The organism is Caulobacter segnis ATCC 21756 (assembly GCF_000092285.1).
Lineage (GTDB): Bacteria > Pseudomonadota > Alphaproteobacteria > Caulobacterales > Caulobacteraceae > Caulobacter > Caulobacter segnis.
This window is the reverse complement of the sequence record NC_014100.1, coordinates 1,451,452-1,469,602: the sequence shown is the minus strand read 5'-3', so window position 1 is coordinate 1,469,602 and position 18,151 is coordinate 1,451,452. Positions and strand designations below refer to the sequence as shown.

Below are 18,151 nucleotides of genomic sequence, written 5' to 3'. Positions count from 1 at the left end.
CTTAACCGGCCTTATTGGGCGCGCCGGCCAGCGGAGCGCCACCGGCCTGCTGGCCCGGCGCGGCGGCTTGGCCGCCGCTGTCGGCGACCGCGGCCTTGCCCTTCTCGACGACGGGATTGGCGAGGCGCGCCGCAAGGCGTTCGGTCAGGATCTTGGCGTCGCCCGGCGCCATGTTGGCCAGGATCATCGCCAGGGTGCGTTCCTTCATCTTGGCGGCGATCGGCAGGCGGACCTCGTCCGACAGCAGGGTCATGCGGGCGGCGGCGTCCTTGGGCTTCATGCCCTGATAGACCGTGACCAGGCGATCGACCTCGGCCTGCTTCTGGGCGTCGACCTGGCCCAGCAGCCCCTGGATGTCGCCCTTCAGGCCGGTCAGGGCCTTCATCTTGGCGTCGAGCTTGGCCTCGGCGGCGGCCAGCAGCTGCAGCTGGACGTCGATATCCTGCTCGCGCTGATCCAGCTGGCCGCGACGGGCGCCCAGGCTCTGCAGCACGCGCAGTTCGGCGGGCGAGAGGCCGGCTTCCTTCGCCAGGACGTCGGCCGACGGCGCGCAGGCGCGCGGCAGGGTCTGCGGCGCCTTGGCGGCGGCCGGCTGGCCCGCGCCTTCGGCCGAGGGCGCGCCCTCGCCTTCAGCGGCCTTGCCCTCGGGCTTGGCGACGCCCTCGGCGAAAGCCTTGGCGCCGCTCAGCATGTCGGGCAGCGACTTGGCGCCGGCCAAGGCGTTGATGGCCAGGACGCCGCCGACGGCGACGCCGACCAGAGGCAGGATACGCGGAACTTTCTTCATCGGCGGGCTCTGGATTGGGGTCCGGGACGCGGGGGATCGCCCGGTCCGTCGAAGAGATCATCATCGACCCGCGCCCGTGAACGCGGGGTTTCGGAAGGCGCCGAGGGCGCGCTCAGGGTCGGGCGGGCGCCGGCCGGGAGGCGCGATTCGCGCTCCAGCAGACGTTCGAAATCCTCGGCCTTCAGGCGACGTTCGGCGGCGGGCGAAACCTCGTCCACGCGGCCGCGCACGGGCGCCGGCGGCGGCGCCTCTCGCTCGGGACGCGGCGGCGGCGGGCGGCTGATCCGCTCGTCCAGCTGGGCGGCCAGGGCCTGCGCGCGCTCTATGCGGATGGCCAGGGTCTCGGCCGCTTCGTCGGTGGCGGCGCGCAAGTCGGCGAGGCCCTGCTCGGCGCGAGCGGCGGCCTGGTCGAGATCCTTGACGGCCTTGGCGAAGCCCTCGTGGCTGTCGCGCAGGGCCTTCAGGCGGCGCTCCAGACGCCAGCCGAAGCCCAGCGCCACGATCAGCAGCACCGCCAGCAAACCATTCATGGCGAAGGCGATGACGCTCATTTCAGTTTCTGCACGGCCTTCTTGGCGGCCGGGGTCAGCGGCGCCTCGGCGCGGACGGCGATCGAGTGATTGCGGCGGCCCATGCGGCCGCGCGTCAGCGGGATGGCTCCGGCGCGCAGCTCCACCAGGCTGTCGGGCGTGGCGTTCAGCATCAGGGTGTCGCCGACCTGCATGTTCAGCACGCGCGACAGCGGCAGCTGCTGCTCGTCGAGCACGGCGCGGACCTCCATCTGGGTGGTCCACAGCTCGGTGGCCAAGTGGCCTTCCCAGATGTTGTCGCGGCCGAACTTCTCACCCATGAACTGCTGCAGCAGCATCTTCCGGATGGGTTCCAGCGTCGCGTAGGGCAGCAGCAGCTCGATGCGGCCGCCGCGGTCTTCCATGTCGATGCGCAGCTTGACCAGGATCGCGGCGTTGGCCGGCCGGGCGATGGCGGCGAAGCGCGGGTTGGTTTCCAGGCGGTCCAGCGAGAAGGCGACCGGATGCAGTGGTTCGAAGGCGCTCTTCAGGTCATGCAGCACCACCTCGATCATTCGCTGCACCAGCACGCGCTCGATCGTGGTGTAGGGGCGCCCCTCGATGCGCATCGCGGCCGTGCCGCGACGGCCGCCCAGCAGCACGTCGACGATCGAGTAGATCAGGTTCGAGTCGACCGTCAGCAGGCCGTAGTTGTCCAACTCCTCGGCCCGGAAGACGGCCAGGATGGCCGGCAGCGGGATCGAGTTCAGGTAGTCGCCGAAACGGATCGAGCTGATGTTGTCGAGGCTGACCTCGACGTTGTCCGAAGTGAAGTTCCGCAAGGAGGTCGTCATCAACCGCACCAGGCGGTCGAAGACGATTTCCAGCATCGGCAGGCGTTCGTAGGAAACCAGCGCCGAGTTGATGATCGCGCGGATGCCCGTGCGGTCCTCGGAGCCGTCGCCGGACAGATCGAAGCCCAGCAGGCTGTCAATCTCGTCCTGGTTCAGGATGCGCTCGGACGCGCCGTCGGCGCCGCCGCCGTCATCCCAGCCGGCCATGCCGCCCGAGAAGTCGCCGAACTCGTTGACGCCGTCGCCGCCGCCACCTTCCGCGCCCCACTGGGCCTGATCGTTCTCGTCCGCCATGATCGTTTCGCCCCAACCAGCCCGAGAGCCTAGTTGATCAGCATCTCCTCGATGAGGACCGCGTTCACCTTGGCCGGCGCGGCGACCAGGTTCACCCGGCGCAGCAGCTCGACGCGCAGTTGATAGGTGCCTTGGCTGCCGTTCAGGTCTTCGGGACGCAGTTCGCGCAGGAACGTCTGGAACATGTCCTGCAACCTGGGCAGATTCGGCGTCAAAGCCTCGGCCGTCTCTTCGTCCGGCAGCTCGAAAGTCAGTTTCAGCTTCAGGAAGGTCGACTTGCCATCGGCCGTCTGCATGTTCACGACGATGTCGGGCAGGGTGTAGAACACCACGCCGTCCGGACCTTCCTTGATCACGGGCGCCGGACCGGCGGCCGCGGCCGCGCCGCCCTCGCCTTCCTTCTTCTCGCCCTCTTCCTTTTTCTTTTCCTTCTTCTTTTCCTTCTCTTCAGCCCCGTGCTCGCCCGCTTCGGCGGCCGGCTTGGGCTTCATGAGGAAGAAGGCCGCGGCGCCGCCGCCACCCAGGACGAGGACGCCGGCCGCGATCGCGATGATAAGAATAGGCGGCTTCTTCTTGGCGGAGGCTTCGCCTTCGGCGCCCTCTTCACCTTCGGGAGCTTCCTGATCGTTCTGAGCCACGCGCGCGGTTCCTTGGAATCTATATGCCTTACTCATGCGCGAGCATGGTTAACGATGTGTTTTGGAGGCCATTTGGTCGCAGGCTGAATCTGCCCGGCAGACTCCGACCAACACCCCCTCGTTAACCTTTCTATTTGTTGTTTTCATTGACGATTTCACTCTGGCACGAAGGTTGCTTCAGGAGGTGCGGCGCATTTGTCGCGCCAGCCGCCCGAGTTAACTCGCCATGGACAACGCGCTTTATGTCGGCCTTTCGCGCCAACTGACGCTTCGCCGCGAGCTGGACGTCGTGGCCAACAACATCGCCAACGCCAACACCACGGGCTTCAAGGTCGAGGACCTGATGGTCCGCACCGAGCAGTCCAAGCCGGCCAAAACCCTGGACGGCTCGGCGCCGGTCAAGTTCGTGCTGGATTCGGGCGTCGCCCGCGACTTCACGCAAGGCGCGATGACCAAGACGGGCGGCGACTTCGACCTCGCGATCGAGGGCAAGGGCTTCTTCCGGGTCCAGACCGCCAACGGAGACCGCTACACCCGCGACGGCCGCTTCACGACCAATCCTGAAGGCCAACTGGTCACCCAATCCGGCCATCCGGTGCTGGACGAGGGCGGCGGCCCGATCAACATCGACCCGACGCTGGGCCAGGTGAGCATCGGCAAGGACGGCATCGTCACCCAGGGCGCCGTCCGGGTCGGCAAGATCGCCGTGGTCCGCCCCGACAACCTGGCCTCGATGGCCAAGGACGGCGACAACCTCTACCGCAACACCACCAACGCCACCCTGCAGCCCGCGCCGGACGCCGTCGTCCACCAGGGCATGCTTGAGGCCTCCAACGTCCAATCCGTCCTCGAGATCACCAAGCTGATCCAGGTGCAGCGCGCCTACGAGAGCGTCGCCAAGATGATGGACAACACCTCCGAACTGTCCCGGACCGCCGTCGAGCGGCTGGGCAAAGTCAATTAAGGAACGCTAGCCGATGCAAGCTCTCCGCACCGCCGCTTCGGGCATGTCAGCGCAACAGCTGAACGTCGAAGTCATCTCGAACAACATCGCCAACATGAACACCGTTGGCTTCAAGCGCCAACGCGCCGAGTTCCAGGACCTGCTGTACCAGACGATCGAGCGCGCCGGCTCGCAGTCGTCCAGCGACGGCAACATCGTTCCGACGGGCGTGCAGGTCGGCGGCGGCGTCAAGGCCGGCTCGGTCTACCGCATCACCGAGCAAGGCACCCCGACCCTGACCGACAACCCGCTGGACCTCGCGATCCAGGGCAAGGGCTACCTGCAGATTCTGCTGCCCTCGGGCGAGACGGCCTACACCCGCGCCGGCAACTTCTCGACCAACGACCAGGGCCAGATCGTCACCGAGGACGGCTACACGGTCCAGCCCGGCATCACGGTCCCACAGAACGCCATCGACATCATCATCAGCAAGACCGGCATGGTGCAGGTGAAGCTGGACGGCGATCCGCAGCCGCAGACCATCGGCCAGCTGCAGCTCGCCAACTTCATGAACGAAGGCGGTCTGGAAGCCATCGGCGATAACCTGTTCCTCGAGACCGCCGCCTCGGGCGCGGCCAACCTCGCGGCGCCGGGTCAGCCGGGCTTTGGCGTGCTGATGCAGCACTACACCGAAGCCTCGAACGTCGACTCGGTCTCGGAAATCACGGCCCTGATCACCGCGCAGCGCGCCTACGAGATGAACTCCAAGGTCATCTCCACGGCCGATCAGATGCTGCAGACCACCTCGCAGATGAGGTCGTAAGCCGATGAAAGCGCTCCTGTTCGCCGCCGCGGCCCTCGCCTTCGCGTCCCCCGCCCTCGCCGGAACGCCGGTGAGCCTGCGGATGGACACCACCGACTCCGACGGCCGCATCACGCTGGGCGACCTGTTCGACGGCGTCAGCGGCGCGGCCGCCAACCTGGTGGTCGCCGCCCGCATGGGCCCCACCGCCGTGCTCGAGGCGGGTCAGGTGCAGATGTTCGCGCGCCGCGCGGGCTTCGACTGGGACAACAGCCAGGGCGTCCGCCGGATCATCGTCCGCGAAGGCTCCGACAACAGCGGCGGCTCGACGCGCGCGGGCCTGACCGGCGCCGCGCGGGGCAATGTGGAAGTTCTTGCCTACGCCCGCAGCATGACGGCCGGCGAAATCGTCCAGCCGGAAGACCTGGTGTGGGTGAAGATGGCCGGCGCGCCGGCCGACGCCCCGCGCGATGCGGACGCCGTGATCGGCCTGGCGGCCAAGCGCCCCCTGCGTGAAGGCGCCGCAGTCTCGCAGCGCGACGTGGGGGCCGCCCAGGTCGTCAAGACCGGCGACCTGATCACCGTCACCTACAGCGACGGCGGAATTTCCCTTTCGCTTCAAGGCAAGGCGATGTCGGCCGCATCGACGGGCGAAGTCTTCGCCGTCCAGAACACCGCCTCGAAGAAGATCATCCAAGCCGTCGCGATCGGCCCAGGGGCCGCCGCCGTCGGTCCGCAGGCCCAAGGCTTGCAAGCCCGTTCGCAACCCGTCCGTTTCGCCGCTCGCTAAGAGGCTTAAGACCCATGCGTCGCCCCGCTCTCATCGCCGCCACCCTGCTGCTGGCTCCGCTGGCCGCCTGCTCCACCGTCAAGGAAGCCGTGAAAGGGCCGGAACTGGCTCCGGTCGGCTACCCCGCCGCTTTGGCCCCGATCCAGCAGCAATATGTCTCGGCGCGCGAGCCGGCCCCGCAGGCCGCCTCGGCCAACTCGCTGTGGCGCGTCGGCGCCCGCGCCTTCTTTAACGACCAGCGCGCCAGCCGCGTCGGCGACATCCTGACCGTGATGATCGACATCGACGACAGCGCCGACACCAAGAACCAGACCGACAGCTCGCGCGCCTCGACGACCAAGGCCGGCGTTCCGCACTTGCTGGGCCTGGAGTCGAGCCTGGGCAAGGTTCTGCCGGGCGGCTTCGATCCCTCGAACGCGCTGGAGACCAGCTCGACCACGACCAACGCCGGCGCCGGCAACATCAAGCGCTCGGAAAAGATCAGCCTGACCATCGCCGCCGTGGTCAGCCAGGTCCTGCCCAACGGCAACATGGTCATCCAGGGCACCCAGGAAGTCCGCACCAACGCCGAGCTGCGCCAGCTGACCGTGGCCGGCATCGTGCGCCCGGAGGACATCTCCTCGGCCAACACCATCCGCCACACCCAGATCGCCGAGGCCCGCATCAGCTACGGCGGCCGCGGCGACATCAGCCGCGTCCAGAAGACCCCGGCCGGCCAGTCGCTGGTCGAGCGGTTCTCGCCGTTCTAAAACGGCTGACGAAGCCAGCCTTCACGGGCGCGGCGACCGCGAGGTCTCCGCGCCCGTTTCGTTTTCAGGAGCCATTCAGGTCCAAGCCGCGTTGATGGGGCGAGGAGGACCGCCCATGACGCGCCGCGTCGCCGCTCTTGTCGCCCTGACCCTCGCCGCCGGCTTGGCGGGTTGCGCCCACGAAAAGCAGGACGCGGCCGGCTATCGGTGGAGCTATCTGGCCGACGCGCAGGAGGATCCGCGCCTCGCCTACGGACGCCCCAACAGCGACGACGTGGTGCTGATGATGAGCTGCCGTCCGGGCCGCGACGAAATCGATCTCTCCGCCCGTCGGCCTGACGGAGCGCGAGATGGTGCTCGCCTCGGGACGCAGCGAAAGCCGCTTCACCACCGCCAGGATCGACGATGCGATGAGCCAGGGCTTGGTCCAGGCGCGCGGCGCGGCGAGCGCGCCGGCGCTCCAGGCGTTCCGCAAGTCCGGAGATCTGGCGCTGCTGACGAAGGGTCAGCGACACAGCCTGAAGGCCGCTTCGGCCGACAGAGGCCAGGTCCGGGCCTTCTTCGAGGCGTGCGGCGCCTAGGCGCGCCGGCCGGCGCCCGCCGCGCTGACGTTGTCCATGCCCAAGGCCGACAGAGCGCCGCGCAGTACGCCCTCGGCGTCGAGACCGGCTTGAGCGTACATGGCGTCGGGCTTGTCCTGGTCCTGGAAGACGTCGGGCAGGCAGAGCGTGCGGATCTTCAGGCCGCGATCCAGCGCGCCATGCTGGGCCAGGGCCTGCAGCACGAAGGCGCCGAAGCCGCCCATGGAGCCCTCCTCCACCGTGACGATCGCCTCGTGCTCGCGCGCCAGGCGCAGCAGCAGATCCAGGTCGAGCGGCTTGGCGAAGCGGGCGTCGCAGACGGTGGCCGACAGGCCGCGGGCGGCCAGCAGGTCGGCGGCCTTCAGGCTTTCCGACAGACGCGTGCCGAACGAGACGATGGCGACGCTGGTCCCCTCGCGGACGATGCGGCCCTTGCCGATCTCCAGGGGATCCACATTGGCGGGAATCTCGAGGCCGAGGCCCTCGCCGCGCGGATAGCGGAAGGCGCTGGGGCGGTCATCGATGGCCGCGGCGGTGGCGACCATGCGGGCCAGCTCCACCTCATCGGCGGCGGCCATCAGCACCATGCCGGGCAGAGCGCCCATGAAGCCGATGTCGAAGCTGCCGGCGTGGGTCGGGCCATCGGCGCCGACCAGACCGGCGCGGTCCATGGCGAACCGCACAGGCAGGCCCTGGATGGCCACGTCGTGCACGACCTGGTCGTAGCCGCGCTGCAGGAAGGTCGAGTAGATCGCGGTGAACGGCTTCATGCCGTCGGCGGCCAGGCCCGCGGCGAAGGTCACCGCGTGCTGCTCGGCGATGCCGACGTCGAAGGTGCGATCGGGGAAGGCCTTGCCGAACAGATCAAGGCCCGTGCCCGAGGGCATGGCGGCGGTGATGGCGACGATCTTGTCGTCCTTTTCCGCCTGCTTGATCAGCTCTTGGGCGAAGACCTTGGTGTAGCTGGGCGGGCCGCCGGCCGACTTCTGCTGCTGGCCGGTGACGACGTCGAACTTGACCACCGCGTGCAGCTTGTCATCCGCGCCCTCGGCCGGGGCGTAGCCCTTGCCCTTCTGGGTCACGCAGTGGACCAGAACCGGCTTGTCGGCGAAGGCCTTGGCGTTCTTCAGCACGCTGACCAGGGCGTCCATGTCGTGGCCATCGATCGGGCCGACATAGTGGAAGCCGAGCTCTTCGAAGAAGGTGCCGCCGGTGACCATGCCCCGGGCGTATTCCTCCGCCTTGCGAGCCGCCTCGCGCATCGGGCTGGGCAGCTTCTCGACCACCGTCTTGCCCAGCTTGCGCACCGAGCGGTAGGCGCCGCCCGAGACCAGGTTGGCCAAATAGGCGCTCATGCCGCCCACCGGCGGGGCGATCGACATATCGTTGTCGTTGAGGATGACGATCAGGCGCTTGGTGGTGTCCGTCGCCGCGTTCATCGCCTCGTAGGCCATGCCCGCGCCCAGCGAACCGTCGCCGATCACCGCGACGACGCTGTTGTCCTCTCCCTTGGCGTCGCGCGCGGCGCAGAAGCCCAGAGCGGCCGAGATCGAGGTCGCCGCGTGGGCCGCGCCGAACGGGTCGTATTCGCTCTCGGCGCGCTTGGTGAAGCCCGAGAGACCGCCGCCCTGACGCAGGGTGCGGATGCGGTCCCGCCGACCGGTCAGGATCTTGTGCGGATAGGCCTGATGGCCGACGTCCCAGATCAGAATGTCCTTGGGCGTCTCGAACACGTGGTGCAGGGCGACGGTCAGCTCGACCACGCCCAGGCCCGCGCCCAGGTGCCCGCCCGTCACGGACACCGCGTCGATCGTCTCGGCGCGGACCTCTGCGGCCAGCTGTTTCAATTCGCCGACGGACAGACCTCGCGTATCGGCGGGCGAGGCGATCGTGTCGAGCAAAGGCGTTTTGGAAGGCATGTTTGACAAAAGCGCGGTCAGTTGCGGCGGTCCAGCACGAAATCAACGCTTTCGCGGAGATGTTCGGCCCGCTCGCCAAAAATTTCGAGGTGGGAACGGGTCTGCTCGGCCAAAAGCGTCACGCGCTCCTTGGCCGCATCCAGTCCCAGAAGGGTGACGTAATTGGCCTTGCCCTTGGCGGCGTCCTTGCCGCCGGCGGCCTTGCCCAGCGTCTTTTCGTCGCCCTCGGCGTCGAGGATGTCGTCGACGATCTGGTAGGCCAGGCCCAGGTCCTGGGCGAAGGCCATCAGGGCGTGGCGCTCGGATTCCTTGGCGCGGGCGATGATCAGCGGGATCTCGAAGGCGAAGGCGATCAGGGCGCCGGTCTTCAGCCGCTGCATCCGCGCCACGGCGCCCAGGTCGTCTCGGACGCCCAGGATGTCGATCATCTGGCCGCCGACCATGCCACGCGCGCCCGAGGCGATCGCGAGCTTCCGCACCAACTCCGACCGGATATGAGCGTCGTCGTGCGTGTCCGGGTGGGCCATGATCTCGAAGGCCGCCGTCTGCAGGGCGTCGCCCGCCAGGATCGCGGTGGCCTCGTCATATTGCTTGTGCACGGTCGGACGGCCGCGACGCACGTCGTCGTCGTCCATGGCCGGCAGGTCGTCGTGGACCAGGCTGTAGGCGTGGATGCACTCCAGCGCGCAGGCCGCGCGCAGCACCGGCCGCTCGGCCAGGTCGAACATCTTGCCGGTTTCCAGCGCGAAGAACGGCCGCAAGCGCTTGCCCGGCCCCAGAGCCGCGTAGCGCATCGCCTCGGTCAGGCGGCTCTCCGGGCCATCGGCGCGCGGCAGCAGCTCGTCCAGCGCGACGGTGACGATGTCGGCGGCCTGGACGATCCGTCGGGCCAGATCCTTGGGGGCGAGATCGTTCAAGGGCGGCTCCCCTGGTTCTTCGGCCACACGCCTCGCATCAGTTGAACTCGGCCGCTTCGGCGGAGACCGCCCCGCCCTGCCCCAGGACGATCTTCTCGACCTTCAGGCGCGCGGCTTCCAGCTTCTTCTCGCAGTGGGCCTTCAGGGCCGCGCCGCGTTCGTAGATGTCGATCGAGCGTTCGAGCGGCGCTTGGCCCGATTCCAACTCGGCCACGATCCGTTCCAGCTGCGCCAGAGCTTCCTCGAAGCTCAAGGCGGAGATGTCGGCGGAAGGGTTCGTAGCGTCGGTCATTGCAACTCTCAGGTGAGCGGACTTAAGCCTAGTGGCCCGCAAGCTCATCGACAACGGCCTAGAGCTTGCCGCCAGTTAAGGGAAGAGGGTTTGAGCTCAAGCGCGGTGGAAGCGCTTGATGCTCCAGTAGCTGTGGCCCTGGTCCAGCAGCTTGGTCAATCCGCGCTTCTTCAGCGCGTCGGCGATCATCCAGTTGAAGAAGCCGTGAGCCAGGACCAGCACGTCCTGGCCGGAATCCGAAAGCTCGATCAGCAGATCTGCGGCCTGTCCGGCGCGCGCTTCGGCGGCCTTGCGCGTCTCCTGGCCGCCGTGGTTGTCGAAGAACCACCACCAGAACCGAGCGAAGAAGCCCAGCCGCTTCGGAGACATGCGGATCCAGGTCGGCCAGGGCGGCGGCGGCAGCGGGGCTTCGATGAAGGTCGGGTCCGTGGCGAAGGCGCGCTCGCCGACCACCGCCCGCGCGGTCTCGATCGAGCGGCGACGGGTCGAGGCGATGATGACGTCGGCGTCGCGGGCGATCTGGAGCAAGGCGTCCGGCGGCGTCTGGCCGGCCTTGAGCCCGCCCTCCTCGTAACGCCCCCACCATTCGCCGTATTCCGGCGCGTTCAGTCGAACCTTGCGCGACAAGGCCGGCTCGCCATGGCGCGCCAGGGTGATAACGCCCGGTAGCACGGGCGGGGTCGGTTGGTCGGCGATGGTGGCGTCGGCCATTTTTAAGAGAAGGCGGTCGGCCGGGGCCGCTCCGTCTCCTCACCCCTCCTGAAGAGCGCGCACAAGCGCCGCGGCGGAACGCCCCAGCGTCCGAAGGTCGTAGCCGCCCTCGAGCGAGGACACAACCCAGCCCTTGGCGCGGCCCGAGGGCGTCGCCCCCTGGCGGGCGCTCTGGGCTGTCTCCGCGCCCGTGGCCCGGCTGGTGGTTCGGCATGTCGAGGTAGGTGTGGAGCGCCGGGGTCCTGTCAGGCCGCTTTCGCCATGCGGGCGATCCGCGCCTCGCCCCAGGCGGCCAGGGCGGCGATCACCGGCTCCAGGCTGCGGCCCTCCGCCGAGAGGCTATACTCCACCTTCGGAGGCACCTGGGCGTAGACGACCCGCTCGACCAGGCCCGCCTCCTCCAGCTCGCGCAACTGCTTGGTCAGCATCCGCTGGGTAATTCCGGTCAACCGGCGTCCAAGCTCGTTGAAGCGCAGAGTTCCCTCGCGGAGATGATAGAGGATCACGCCCTTCCATTTGCCGTCGATCAGGTCCAGCGTCGCCTCGACCGGACAGCCGACGGCGCAATCATAGGCGCGGAGCTTGGTCACCACGGTATCCTTTTGGGTACTACGTACAGTTTTTTGCCGTACTTGCGCTAGCAGCAGGTTAGCGCGATCTGGGCCCAAGGCCAATCAGGGCCATCGGAGATCCGCATGAAAGCGATCGGCTATCGCGTCCCCTCGCCCATCGACGCGCCGGAGGCGCTGATCGACCTCGACCTGCCCAAGCCCGCCGCCACCGGCCGCGACCTTCTGGTGGCGGTCAAGGCCGTTTCGGTCAACCCGGTCGACGCCAAGGTCCGCGTCAGCCGCAAGCCCGCCGAGGGACAGGCGGAAATCCTCGGCTACGACGCGGCGGGGATCGTCGAGGCGGTCGGCCCCGAGGTGACTCTGTTCAAGGTCGGCGACCCTGTCTACTACGCCGGCGCCATCGACCGCCCGGGCTCGAACGCCGAGTTCCAGCTGGTCGACGAGCGCATCGTCGGCAGGAAGCCCGCCAGCCTGACCTTCGCCGAAGCCGCGGCCCTGCCGCTCACCGCGATCACCGCCTGGGAGCTCCTGTTCGATCGCCTGGGCGCGACCCGCGACAGCGTCGGCGGCCTGCTGGTGACCGGCGCGGGAGGCGGGGTCGGCTCGATCCTGGTGCAGATCGCCCGCAAGCTGACCGGGCTGACGGTCATCGGCACCGCCTCGCGCCCCGAGACCATCGATTGGGTGAAGGCGCTCGGCGCGCATCACGTCATCGACCACGGCGGCGACCTCGTCGCTCAAGTCAAGGCGTTGGACATCCCACCCGTGGGTCTGATCGCCAGCCTGACCCACACCGACGTCCACTTCCCCGCCCTGGTCGAGATCCTCGAACCGCAGGGCCGCGTCGGGGTGATCGACGACGCCCCCAGCCTGGACGTCAATCCGCTGAAGCGCAAAAGCGCCTCGCTGCACTGGGAGTTCATGTTCGCCCGACCGCTGTTCAAGACCCCCGACATGATCGCGCAGCACGCGCTGCTGAACGCGGTGGCGGACATGATCGACGCCGGCGACCTGCGCACGACGCTTTCGCAGACCCTGTCTCCGATCAACGCCGCCAACCTGAAGGCGGCCCACGCGGCCATCGAGAGCAAGCGCACGCGCGGCAAGATCGTCCTGGAAGGGTTCTGACCGTTGAAGCCCTCGGTCATGGCGGCTACTCAGGTCGCCATGACCGACACGCTCCGCCCGGATCACCTTCGCAGGGCCACGATCGAGGACGCCGACACGCTTTCCAGCCTTGGCGCGCGCACCTTCACCGAGACCTTCGCGCACCTCTACCCTCCCGAGGACCTGGAGACCTTCCTGGCCTACGCCTACGGCCTGGAGCGGACGCGCAACGATCTGTCCCATCCCGACAAGGCCTCGTGGATCCTCGAGGACGCGGACGGCGAGGCGATCGGCTACGCGCTCGCCGGGCCCTGCGACCTGCCGCACGACGACGTGAAGCCGGGCGATGGCGAGCTGAAGCGCGTGTACGTGCTGAAGTCGCATCAGGGCGGCGGGCGCGGCTCGCGTCTGCTGAACACCGCGCTGGAATGGCTGGAGAAGGACGGCCGCCGCCCCCTGTGGATCGGCGTCTGGTCCGAGAACTTCGGCGCTCAGCGGCTGTACGGTCGCCTGGGTTTCGAGAAGGTCGGGGAGTACCACTTCCCGGTGGGCGAGACGCGGGATCTGGAGTTCATCCTGCGGCGAGGGTGACGAGTTTTTCAAAATCCTCCCCCTAGCGGGGGAGGTGTCGGCTCGAAGAGACGACGGAGGGGGAAGAAGCCAGCTCGGCAAAACTTCCCCCTCCGGCCCTTCGGGCCACCTCCCACTAGGGGGAGGATTGGATTGCGTCGCTCGTCGGAACACAGCACAATCCGAACAACCGTTCGAAAGCGCGCCGATGTTCCTTCGCTTCTTCTCCGAGCTTCGCCAGGCCAAGGTCCCCGTCAGCCTGCGCGAGTACCTCCTGCTGATGGAGGCGCTCGACAAGGACGTGATCGACCGCACTGTCGAGGACTTCTACTTCCTCTCGCGCGCCAGCCTGGTGAAGGACGAGAAGAACCTCGACAAGTTCGACCGCGTGTTCGGCCACGTGTTCAAGGGCCTGGAGACGGTCAACGAAGGTCTCACCGCCGACATCCCGGAAGAGTGGCTGAAAGCCCTGACCGAGAAGTTCCTCACCGACGAGGAAAAGGCCCAGATCGAGGCCATGGGCGGCTTCGAGAAGCTGATGGAGACCCTGCAGGAGCGCCTGCGCGAGCAGAAGAAGCGCCACGAGGGCGGGAACAAGATGATCGGCTCGGGCGGCACCTCGCCGTTCGGTAACAACGGCTACAATCCCGAGGGCGTGCGCATCGGCCAGGACAAGAGCCGCCACGGCCGGGCGGTGAAGGTCTGGGACAAGCGCGAGTACAAGAACCTCGACGACTCGGTCGAGCTCGGCACCCGCAACATCAAGGTCGCCCTACGCCGCCTGCGCAAGTTCGCCCGCACCGGCGCTGCCGACGAGCTCGATCTGAACGGCACGATCAAGGGCACGGCCGAGAAGGGCTATCTCGACATCCAGCTGCGCCCCGAGCGGCGCAACGCCATCAAGGTGCTGATCTTCTTCGACATCGGCGGCTCGATGGACGGCCACATCAAGCTCTGCGAGGAGCTGTTCAGCGCGGCCAAGACCGAGTTCAAGAACCTGGAGTTCTACTACTTCCACAACTGCCTCTACGAGACGGTCTGGAAGGATAACAAGCGCCGGCACACCGAGAAGATCCCGACCTTCGACGTGCTCCACAAATTCCCGGCCGACTACAAGGTCATCTTCGTCGGCGACGCGACCATGAGCCCCTACGAGATCACCTATCCGGGCGGCAGCGTCGAGCACTGGAACGAGGAGCCCGGCGCGATCTGGATGCAGCGGGTCACCGACATCTACCAGAGCTGCGTCTGGCTGAACCCCACGCCCGAGCGGCACTGGGACTACACCCAGTCGATCGGCGTGATGAAGCAGATCCTGGGCGACCGCATGTACCCGCTGACCCTGGAAGGCCTGGACAAGGCCATGCGCGAGCTGGTCCGCGGCTGACGGGGCCAGCGCGCCCGATAAGCCGAACAGGCTCTAGCGCGCGGGGACGTCCCCGAACATGCCGACATCGGTCGTGGACTGACCGACCAGCGTGACGTCGGGGGTCGGCGCCGCGGCGTGGCTCGCCTCGATCGTGGTCCCGATCACGAAGGTCCTGGTGTTGGCGCCGCCCAGCAGGATGTAGACGTCCTCGCGCCCGTCGCCGTCGATGTCGAAGCCGACACGCGCGCCCGCCACCGTATGGGTGACATCGGTCACAAGGTGAGCCGTCGCCTCGCCCAACGCGGCCTCTTGAGCGGCCAGAATATTGCTCACCGCCGTCGTGCTGACGACGGTGAGCTGCCCCTTGCCCAGGACGGCGAGATGATCGCCCTTGGCCGCCGCGTAATCCAGTACGACGCCCAGGAGAGAATCGGCCTTGTTTTCGGGCGCTTTGGCCGAGATCAGGAAGGTGTCCCCACCTTCGCCGCCGCTGGCGACGACGCGGGAGCCCATGACGATCCGATCATTGCCGGCGCCGCCGTCGATACGGTCGACGCCGCTGCGCGCGCCGGCGCCGTCGATCCTGTCGTCGCCCGCTCCGCCCCGGATCACCTCGCCCTCGGCGCTGCCGACCAAGTTGTCATTGCCCGGGGTGCCGCTGATCACGGACCGCGTGCCGGCGAAGCCTTGCGTATCGCCAGACCCCTCGGCCGTCGACATGGCGTGCTGCTGGATTTGGGCGGGCGGCTCGGACGACGGCGCTGCGGGCGCGATCGTCTGGGCATGCGCCTTCGTCACCATCAGGCCCGCCAGCGCCGTCGAGGGCGTCTCGAGCGCCGGCGCCTTGACGCCTTCGGACTTGGCGGCGGGGGGCGCGGTGTTTTCGTTGGTGGGCACGGCCTGCGGAAGGCTTTGGGCGCCGACACGCTCCGCGTCGAGGTTAAGGGCCGCGATCAGCTTGGAGGTCACGCCCTCGACCGCCAGATCGCCGTTACGCGGCAGGCTCCCGAAGTCGAGCCGCGCGATGTCGCCGAACCCGGCTTCCCGCAGCTCCAGATAAAGCCCGACGGCGATGACGAGCGACAGGAACGACTGAGCCTCGCGGCTGGCCGGATTGAAGGCGACGACCACGCCGCCCGCCTCTTCGGGGGCGCCCGACGCCAGCATCTGGCGCAGCGCGCTCCACAGGCTGCCGACCTGGTGGAACATGTCGACGGCTGCGTCGTGGACGACGAACTGCCCCTCGATCCGGGCCACGTGGACCAGAACCTCCTGATTGGCGTCGGTCACGACGTACCAGGGGTCGCCGGAATCCGTCTGGCCAAAGACGGCGTCGACCTCGCCATAGCTCTTTTCCAGATGCTGGGTGAGCAACAGCAACAGGCCCCGCTCGCTGGCGGTCCAGTCTCCGGCCGGCGGCCGGGGCGCGAAGGCGAGGACTTCACCCATCGCGGCGCTCGTCAGCCTTGCGCCGCCCGTTCAACGACGGCTGGCGCGTCCGCGTCGGCGACGCCCTCAAACAGCAGTCGGTGAAGCTCGGGCTCATAGTAACGCAGCAGCGTCCTGGCGAATTGGCTGGGATCCAGGCCGAGGCTTTCGGCCCATACGGCCTGGGCCTCGATCGGCACACGCCCCAGGCCGTTCTCAACCTGGGATACAAACGTGTAGTAGCGTAATCCAGTCTTCTCGGCCAGTTCGGCCTGAGTCAGGCCCGCGGCCTCGCGCGCGGACTTCAGCCAACGCCCGGCTTCCCGCCGAAGGGACTTGGTCAGCGCCGCTTTGGCGGGGTTCATCGCCGTTCGTGACATCGCAAAGCCGTTTCCACGCTCCGAAGCGAGCGTTCCTTAGTTGTTACACATTGCGTAAAAACGCAACAATCTCTTGCAAGGCGCGCGCAGGACCTTGCGGCTCCGGCGAGATGCACATACAGTTTTAACGCAACTATTTTGAACGCAGTGAGCGCATGTACGTCTCCATCAATCCCGCCCACGCCCCCGCCGCCTCATCGAAGGCGCCGACGCGCGTGTCGGTGATCATGGTCGTGTACATGACCGGCCCGGCGCTGATGGAAAGCGTCCGGCGCGTCCTGGCCGACCCCGCCGTGGACGAGTTCGTCATCGTCGACAACGGCTCCTCGCTGGCCGACGCCGCCTGGCTGCGCGAGCTCGCGCGACGGGAGCATCGCGTGCGGCTGCTGCAGGGTCTTGGCAATATCGGCTTCGCCCGCGCCGCGAACCTGGGCGCGACCAGCGCCAAGGGCGACGCCCTGGTCTTTCTCAATCCCGACGCCTTCCTGACGCCGGGCGCTATCGCGGCCATGCTGGACGCCGCGCGCGACCGGCCCTCGCCCTGCGTCATCGGCGCCCGGGTCTTCAACACCGACGGAACCGAACAGCGGGGCGCGCGGCGCGGCGAGATCACGCCCGTCACGACCCTGCTTAGCCTCTCGAAGCTTAGCGCCCTGCTGCCCCCGCTGCGCCGCTTCGAGATCCACCGGGAGGGTGAGCCCCCGCCGCCCTACCCGGTGGACACCCCCACCATCTCCGGCGCCTGCTTCCACATGTCGGCGGCGGACTTCCAGACGCTCGGCGGCTTCGACGAGGGCTATTTCCTGCATGTCGAGGACATCGACCTGTGCTGGCGCGCGCGACGCCAAGGCGGCAGCGTGTTGTTCCAGCCGCATGCGCACATCGTTCATGTCGGCTCCACCAGCCGCGAGAACCCGCTGATCGTCGAGTGGCACAAGGGTCGCGGCCTGGTGCGCTATTTCCTCAAGCGCGCCGACCGGAAACGCCGCAAGGCGCTGGCGCTCGTCCTGGCGCCGCTGATCCTGTTCACGGCCGTGGCCCGTCCGCTTCTGCGCCAATTGCGCCGCGGCCGGATGGGTCGCCCCGCCGAGCGCCTCAGGCCCGCGGTCAGCTGAAACGCCGACTTCCCTCCGCGTCAGGCGCAATTTGCATTGTACGGATCGATCTTGACGCTTGCGCCAAATTCGAACGGTCGTAAGAGTTCCCCACGGGTAAAGGGGAATACGTAGTGAGTCCGACGACCGAAGCCGCCGCCTCCGTGGAAGCCGAAGGCGGCGAGAGCGAAGCCGCCACCAAGAACCTGGTGTTCGTCGCCGCCGAACGACTGTTCGCGTTGCACGGCTTCCAGAACGTCTCGGTGCGCGACATCACCGCGGCCGCCGGCGTCAACCTCGCCTCGGTGAACTATCACTTCGGCTCCAAGGACGCGTTGCTGTTCGAGATCTTCAAGCGGCGCACGGCCGAGCTCAACCGCGAGCGGGCCAAGATGCTGCATGAGGCCAACGACCGGAACGGCGGCTCGCCGCCGCTGCGCGAGATCCTCGCCGCCCTGCTGACCCCGCCCCTGCGCTGGCTGGCGCCAGACCACGAGCGCCGCATCTCGCTGCAGTTCCTGATCCGCGCCCGCAGCGAAGGCACCGACGAGATCCGCCAGGTGCTGAAGACCGACGTCTCGCACCTGCGCCGCTTCTCCGACGCCCTGCTGGGCGCGCGTCCCGACCTGTCGCCGGAAGAAGTCTATTGGCGGCTGCACTTCACGCTGGGCATGCTGCACAACAACCGCTTCGCTGAATTCGACCGGCTGAACGTGCTGTCGGAAGGCCAGACCAGCGAAGCCGATGTGTCCGCGTTGCTCGAGCGGATGCTCAACTTCGCCGAGGCCGGCTTCCGCGCTTAAGCGTTCTGCGGGAACTCAAGTCTTGGTCGTGCTTTTGGGTTC

At 67.8% G+C, this 18,151-nt stretch carries 21 protein-coding genes and 2 pseudogenes; 10 read left to right on the top strand and 13 right to left on the bottom strand.

Annotation, left to right across the window (positions count from 1 at the left end):
* Nucleotide 1: 1 nt before the first annotated feature.
* Genes CSEG_RS06875 through fliL form a run of 4 tightly spaced genes read right to left on the bottom strand, consistent with a single transcriptional unit; the run spans nucleotide 2 to nucleotide 3,118 of the window.
* The gene (locus tag CSEG_RS06875; RefSeq protein ID WP_013078531.1) at nucleotides 2–787 is read right to left on the bottom strand and encodes a MotE family protein; all 786 of its coding nucleotides are present in this window, start codon (nucleotides 785–787) and stop codon (nucleotides 2–4) included.
* Nucleotides 784–1,338 carry a DUF6468 domain-containing protein gene (locus CSEG_RS06870; RefSeq protein ID WP_013078530.1) on the bottom strand — a complete coding sequence of 185 codons (555 nt, stop codon included), beginning with the start codon at nucleotides 1,336–1,338 and terminating at the stop codon, nucleotides 784–786. The genes CSEG_RS06875 and CSEG_RS06870 overlap by 4 nt, the downstream gene beginning before the upstream one ends.
* Nucleotides 1,335–2,444, bottom strand: a complete 1,110-nt coding sequence (fliM, locus tag CSEG_RS06865; RefSeq protein ID WP_013078529.1) for a flagellar motor switch protein FliM — start codon at nucleotides 2,442–2,444, stop codon at nucleotides 1,335–1,337. Before fliM ends, CSEG_RS06870 begins: the two co-directional genes overlap by 4 nt.
* Nucleotides 2,445–2,473: 29 nt before the next feature.
* The gene (gene fliL / locus CSEG_RS06860) at nucleotides 2,474–3,118 is read right to left on the bottom strand and encodes a flagellar basal body-associated protein FliL (protein ID WP_053463730.1); all 645 of its coding nucleotides are present in this window, start codon (nucleotides 3,116–3,118) and stop codon (nucleotides 2,474–2,476) included.
* 190 nt (nucleotides 3,119–3,308) lie between these two features.
* On the opposite strand from fliL, the gene flgF reads away from it, so the two are divergent.
* The 5 genes from flgF to CSEG_RS23255 all read left to right on the top strand — a co-directional run bounded on the left by flgF (nucleotide 3,309) and on the right by CSEG_RS23255 (nucleotide 6,947).
* Nucleotides 3,309–4,046, top strand: a complete 738-nt coding sequence (gene flgF, locus CSEG_RS06855) for a flagellar basal-body rod protein FlgF (RefSeq protein ID WP_013078527.1) — start codon at nucleotides 3,309–3,311, stop codon at nucleotides 4,044–4,046.
* A gap of 13 nt (nucleotides 4,047–4,059) precedes the next feature.
* Entirely contained in the window at nucleotides 4,060–4,848 is a 789-nt protein-coding gene (flgG, locus tag CSEG_RS06850; RefSeq protein ID WP_013078526.1) for a flagellar basal-body rod protein FlgG, read from the top strand.
* Between the two features lie 4 nt (nucleotides 4,849–4,852).
* Nucleotides 4,853–5,617, top strand: a complete 765-nt coding sequence (gene flgA / locus CSEG_RS06845; protein WP_013078525.1) for a flagellar basal body P-ring formation chaperone FlgA — start codon at nucleotides 4,853–4,855, stop codon at nucleotides 5,615–5,617.
* A 14-nt stretch (nucleotides 5,618–5,631) separates the two neighbouring features.
* Entirely contained in the window at nucleotides 5,632–6,366 is a 735-nt protein-coding gene (gene flgH / locus CSEG_RS06840) for a flagellar basal body L-ring protein FlgH (protein WP_013078524.1), read from the top strand.
* Between the two features lie 350 nt (nucleotides 6,367–6,716).
* A complete protein-coding gene (locus CSEG_RS23255; protein WP_244264925.1) occupies nucleotides 6,717–6,947 on the top strand; it encodes a hypothetical protein in 231 nt (76 codons plus the stop codon).
* On the opposite strand, the gene dxs is transcribed toward CSEG_RS23255, so the two are convergent.
* From dxs to CSEG_RS06810, 6 genes and pseudogenes are all read right to left on the bottom strand, one after another.
* Complete coding sequence (dxs, locus tag CSEG_RS06830; RefSeq protein WP_013078523.1) at nucleotides 6,944–8,866, bottom strand: 1-deoxy-D-xylulose-5-phosphate synthase; 1,923 nt, start codon at nucleotides 8,864–8,866, stop codon at nucleotides 6,944–6,946. The genes CSEG_RS23255 and dxs overlap by 4 nt on opposite strands.
* Nucleotides 8,867–8,883: 17 nt before the next feature.
* Nucleotides 8,884–9,783 carry a polyprenyl synthetase family protein gene (locus CSEG_RS06825; RefSeq protein WP_013078522.1) on the bottom strand — a complete coding sequence of 300 codons (900 nt, stop codon included), beginning with the start codon at nucleotides 9,781–9,783 and terminating at the stop codon, nucleotides 8,884–8,886.
* 37 nt (nucleotides 9,784–9,820) lie between these two features.
* Complete coding sequence (locus CSEG_RS06820) at nucleotides 9,821–10,075, bottom strand: exodeoxyribonuclease VII small subunit (protein ID WP_013078521.1); 255 nt, start codon at nucleotides 10,073–10,075, stop codon at nucleotides 9,821–9,823.
* Nucleotides 10,076–10,171: 96 nt separating this feature from the next.
* The gene (locus CSEG_RS06815; protein WP_013078520.1) at nucleotides 10,172–10,786 is read right to left on the bottom strand and encodes a histidine phosphatase family protein; all 615 of its coding nucleotides are present in this window, start codon (nucleotides 10,784–10,786) and stop codon (nucleotides 10,172–10,174) included.
* A 39-nt stretch (nucleotides 10,787–10,825) separates the two neighbouring features.
* Nucleotides 10,826–10,927, bottom strand: a pseudogene (locus tag CSEG_RS22505) (histone deacetylase family protein); the annotation flags it as partial.
* A gap of 104 nt (nucleotides 10,928–11,031) precedes the next feature.
* On the bottom strand, nucleotides 11,032–11,376 hold the full coding sequence (locus tag CSEG_RS06810) for a winged helix-turn-helix transcriptional regulator (RefSeq protein ID WP_013078519.1): 345 nt from the start codon (nucleotides 11,374–11,376) through the stop codon (nucleotides 11,032–11,034).
* Between the two features lie 105 nt (nucleotides 11,377–11,481).
* Between CSEG_RS06810 and CSEG_RS06805 the strand changes: the two genes are divergently transcribed.
* Both CSEG_RS06805 and CSEG_RS06800 read left to right on the top strand, forming a co-directional pair.
* Nucleotides 11,482–12,486 carry a zinc-binding alcohol dehydrogenase family protein gene (locus tag CSEG_RS06805; protein ID WP_013078518.1) on the top strand — a complete coding sequence of 335 codons (1,005 nt, stop codon included), beginning with the start codon at nucleotides 11,482–11,484 and terminating at the stop codon, nucleotides 12,484–12,486.
* A gap of 39 nt (nucleotides 12,487–12,525) precedes the next feature.
* Nucleotides 12,526–13,056 (top strand): GNAT family N-acetyltransferase, encoded by a 531-nt coding sequence (locus CSEG_RS06800; RefSeq protein ID WP_013078517.1) that lies wholly within the window; start codon nucleotides 12,526–12,528, stop codon nucleotides 13,054–13,056.
* Between the two features lie 12 nt (nucleotides 13,057–13,068).
* On the opposite strand, the pseudogene CSEG_RS23735 reads toward CSEG_RS06800, so the two are convergent.
* Nucleotides 13,069–13,194: pseudogene (locus CSEG_RS23735) on the bottom strand (hypothetical protein); the annotation flags it as partial.
* A gap of 49 nt (nucleotides 13,195–13,243) precedes the next feature.
* Here CSEG_RS23735 and CSEG_RS06795 point away from each other — a divergent pair.
* Nucleotides 13,244–14,422, top strand: a complete 1,179-nt coding sequence (locus tag CSEG_RS06795; RefSeq protein ID WP_013078516.1) for a vWA domain-containing protein — start codon at nucleotides 13,244–13,246, stop codon at nucleotides 14,420–14,422.
* Nucleotides 14,423–14,455: 33 nt separating this feature from the next.
* Here CSEG_RS06795 and CSEG_RS06790 read toward each other — a convergent pair whose 3' ends face one another.
* Nucleotides 14,456–15,853 (bottom strand): calcium-binding protein, encoded by a 1,398-nt coding sequence (locus CSEG_RS06790; RefSeq protein WP_013078515.1) that lies wholly within the window; start codon nucleotides 15,851–15,853, stop codon nucleotides 14,456–14,458.
* Nucleotides 15,854–15,864: 11 nt separating this feature from the next.
* Nucleotides 15,865–16,212 (bottom strand): helix-turn-helix domain-containing protein, encoded by a 348-nt coding sequence (locus CSEG_RS06785; protein WP_013078514.1) that lies wholly within the window; start codon nucleotides 16,210–16,212, stop codon nucleotides 15,865–15,867.
* Nucleotides 16,213–16,367: 155 nt separating this feature from the next.
* On the opposite strand from CSEG_RS06785, the gene CSEG_RS06780 reads away from it, so the two are divergent.
* Nucleotides 16,368–17,327 (top strand): glycosyltransferase family 2 protein, encoded by a 960-nt coding sequence (locus CSEG_RS06780; RefSeq protein WP_013078513.1) that lies wholly within the window; start codon nucleotides 16,368–16,370, stop codon nucleotides 17,325–17,327.
* Nucleotides 17,328–17,440: 113 nt separating this feature from the next.
* The gene (locus CSEG_RS06775) at nucleotides 17,441–18,109 is read left to right on the top strand and encodes a TetR/AcrR family transcriptional regulator (RefSeq protein ID WP_013078512.1); all 669 of its coding nucleotides are present in this window, start codon (nucleotides 17,441–17,443) and stop codon (nucleotides 18,107–18,109) included.
* Nucleotides 18,110–18,151: the final 42 nt, after the last annotated feature.

Coding starts and splice junctions, on each gene's coding strand:
- CSEG_RS06875 (WP_013078531.1), bottom strand. CDS start 787: ATGAAGAAAGTTCCGCGTATCCTGCCTCTGGTCGGCGTCGCCGTCGGC.
- CSEG_RS06870 (WP_013078530.1), bottom strand. CDS start 1,338: ATGAGCGTCATCGCCTTCGCCATGAATGGTTTGCTGGCGGTGCTGCTG.
- fliM (WP_013078529.1), bottom strand. CDS start 2,444: ATGGCGGACGAGAACGATCAGGCCCAGTGGGGCGCGGAAGGTGGCGGC.
- fliL (WP_053463730.1), bottom strand. CDS start 3,118: ATGAGTAAGGCATATAGATTCCAAGGAACCGCGCGCGTGGCTCAGAAC.
- flgF (WP_013078527.1), top strand. CDS start 3,309: ATGGACAACGCGCTTTATGTCGGCCTTTCGCGCCAACTGACGCTTCGC.
- flgG (WP_013078526.1), top strand. CDS start 4,060: ATGCAAGCTCTCCGCACCGCCGCTTCGGGCATGTCAGCGCAACAGCTG.
- flgA (WP_013078525.1), top strand. CDS start 4,853: ATGAAAGCGCTCCTGTTCGCCGCCGCGGCCCTCGCCTTCGCGTCCCCC.
- flgH (WP_013078524.1), top strand. CDS start 5,632: ATGCGTCGCCCCGCTCTCATCGCCGCCACCCTGCTGCTGGCTCCGCTG.
- CSEG_RS23255 (WP_244264925.1), top strand. CDS start 6,717: ATGGTGCTCGCCTCGGGACGCAGCGAAAGCCGCTTCACCACCGCCAGG.
- dxs (WP_013078523.1), bottom strand. CDS start 8,866: ATGCCTTCCAAAACGCCTTTGCTCGACACGATCGCCTCGCCCGCCGAT.
- CSEG_RS06820 (WP_013078521.1), bottom strand. CDS start 10,075: ATGACCGACGCTACGAACCCTTCCGCCGACATCTCCGCCTTGAGCTTC.
- CSEG_RS06815 (WP_013078520.1), bottom strand. CDS start 10,786: ATGGCCGACGCCACCATCGCCGACCAACCGACCCCGCCCGTGCTACCG.
- CSEG_RS06805 (WP_013078518.1), top strand. CDS start 11,482: ATGAAAGCGATCGGCTATCGCGTCCCCTCGCCCATCGACGCGCCGGAG.
- CSEG_RS06800 (WP_013078517.1), top strand. CDS start 12,526: ATGACCGACACGCTCCGCCCGGATCACCTTCGCAGGGCCACGATCGAG.
- CSEG_RS06795 (WP_013078516.1), top strand. CDS start 13,244: ATGTTCCTTCGCTTCTTCTCCGAGCTTCGCCAGGCCAAGGTCCCCGTC.
- CSEG_RS06790 (WP_013078515.1), bottom strand. CDS start 15,853: ATGGGTGAAGTCCTCGCCTTCGCGCCCCGGCCGCCGGCCGGAGACTGG.
- CSEG_RS06785 (WP_013078514.1), bottom strand. CDS start 16,212: ATGTCACGAACGGCGATGAACCCCGCCAAAGCGGCGCTGACCAAGTCC.
- CSEG_RS06780 (WP_013078513.1), top strand. CDS start 16,368: ATGTACGTCTCCATCAATCCCGCCCACGCCCCCGCCGCCTCATCGAAG.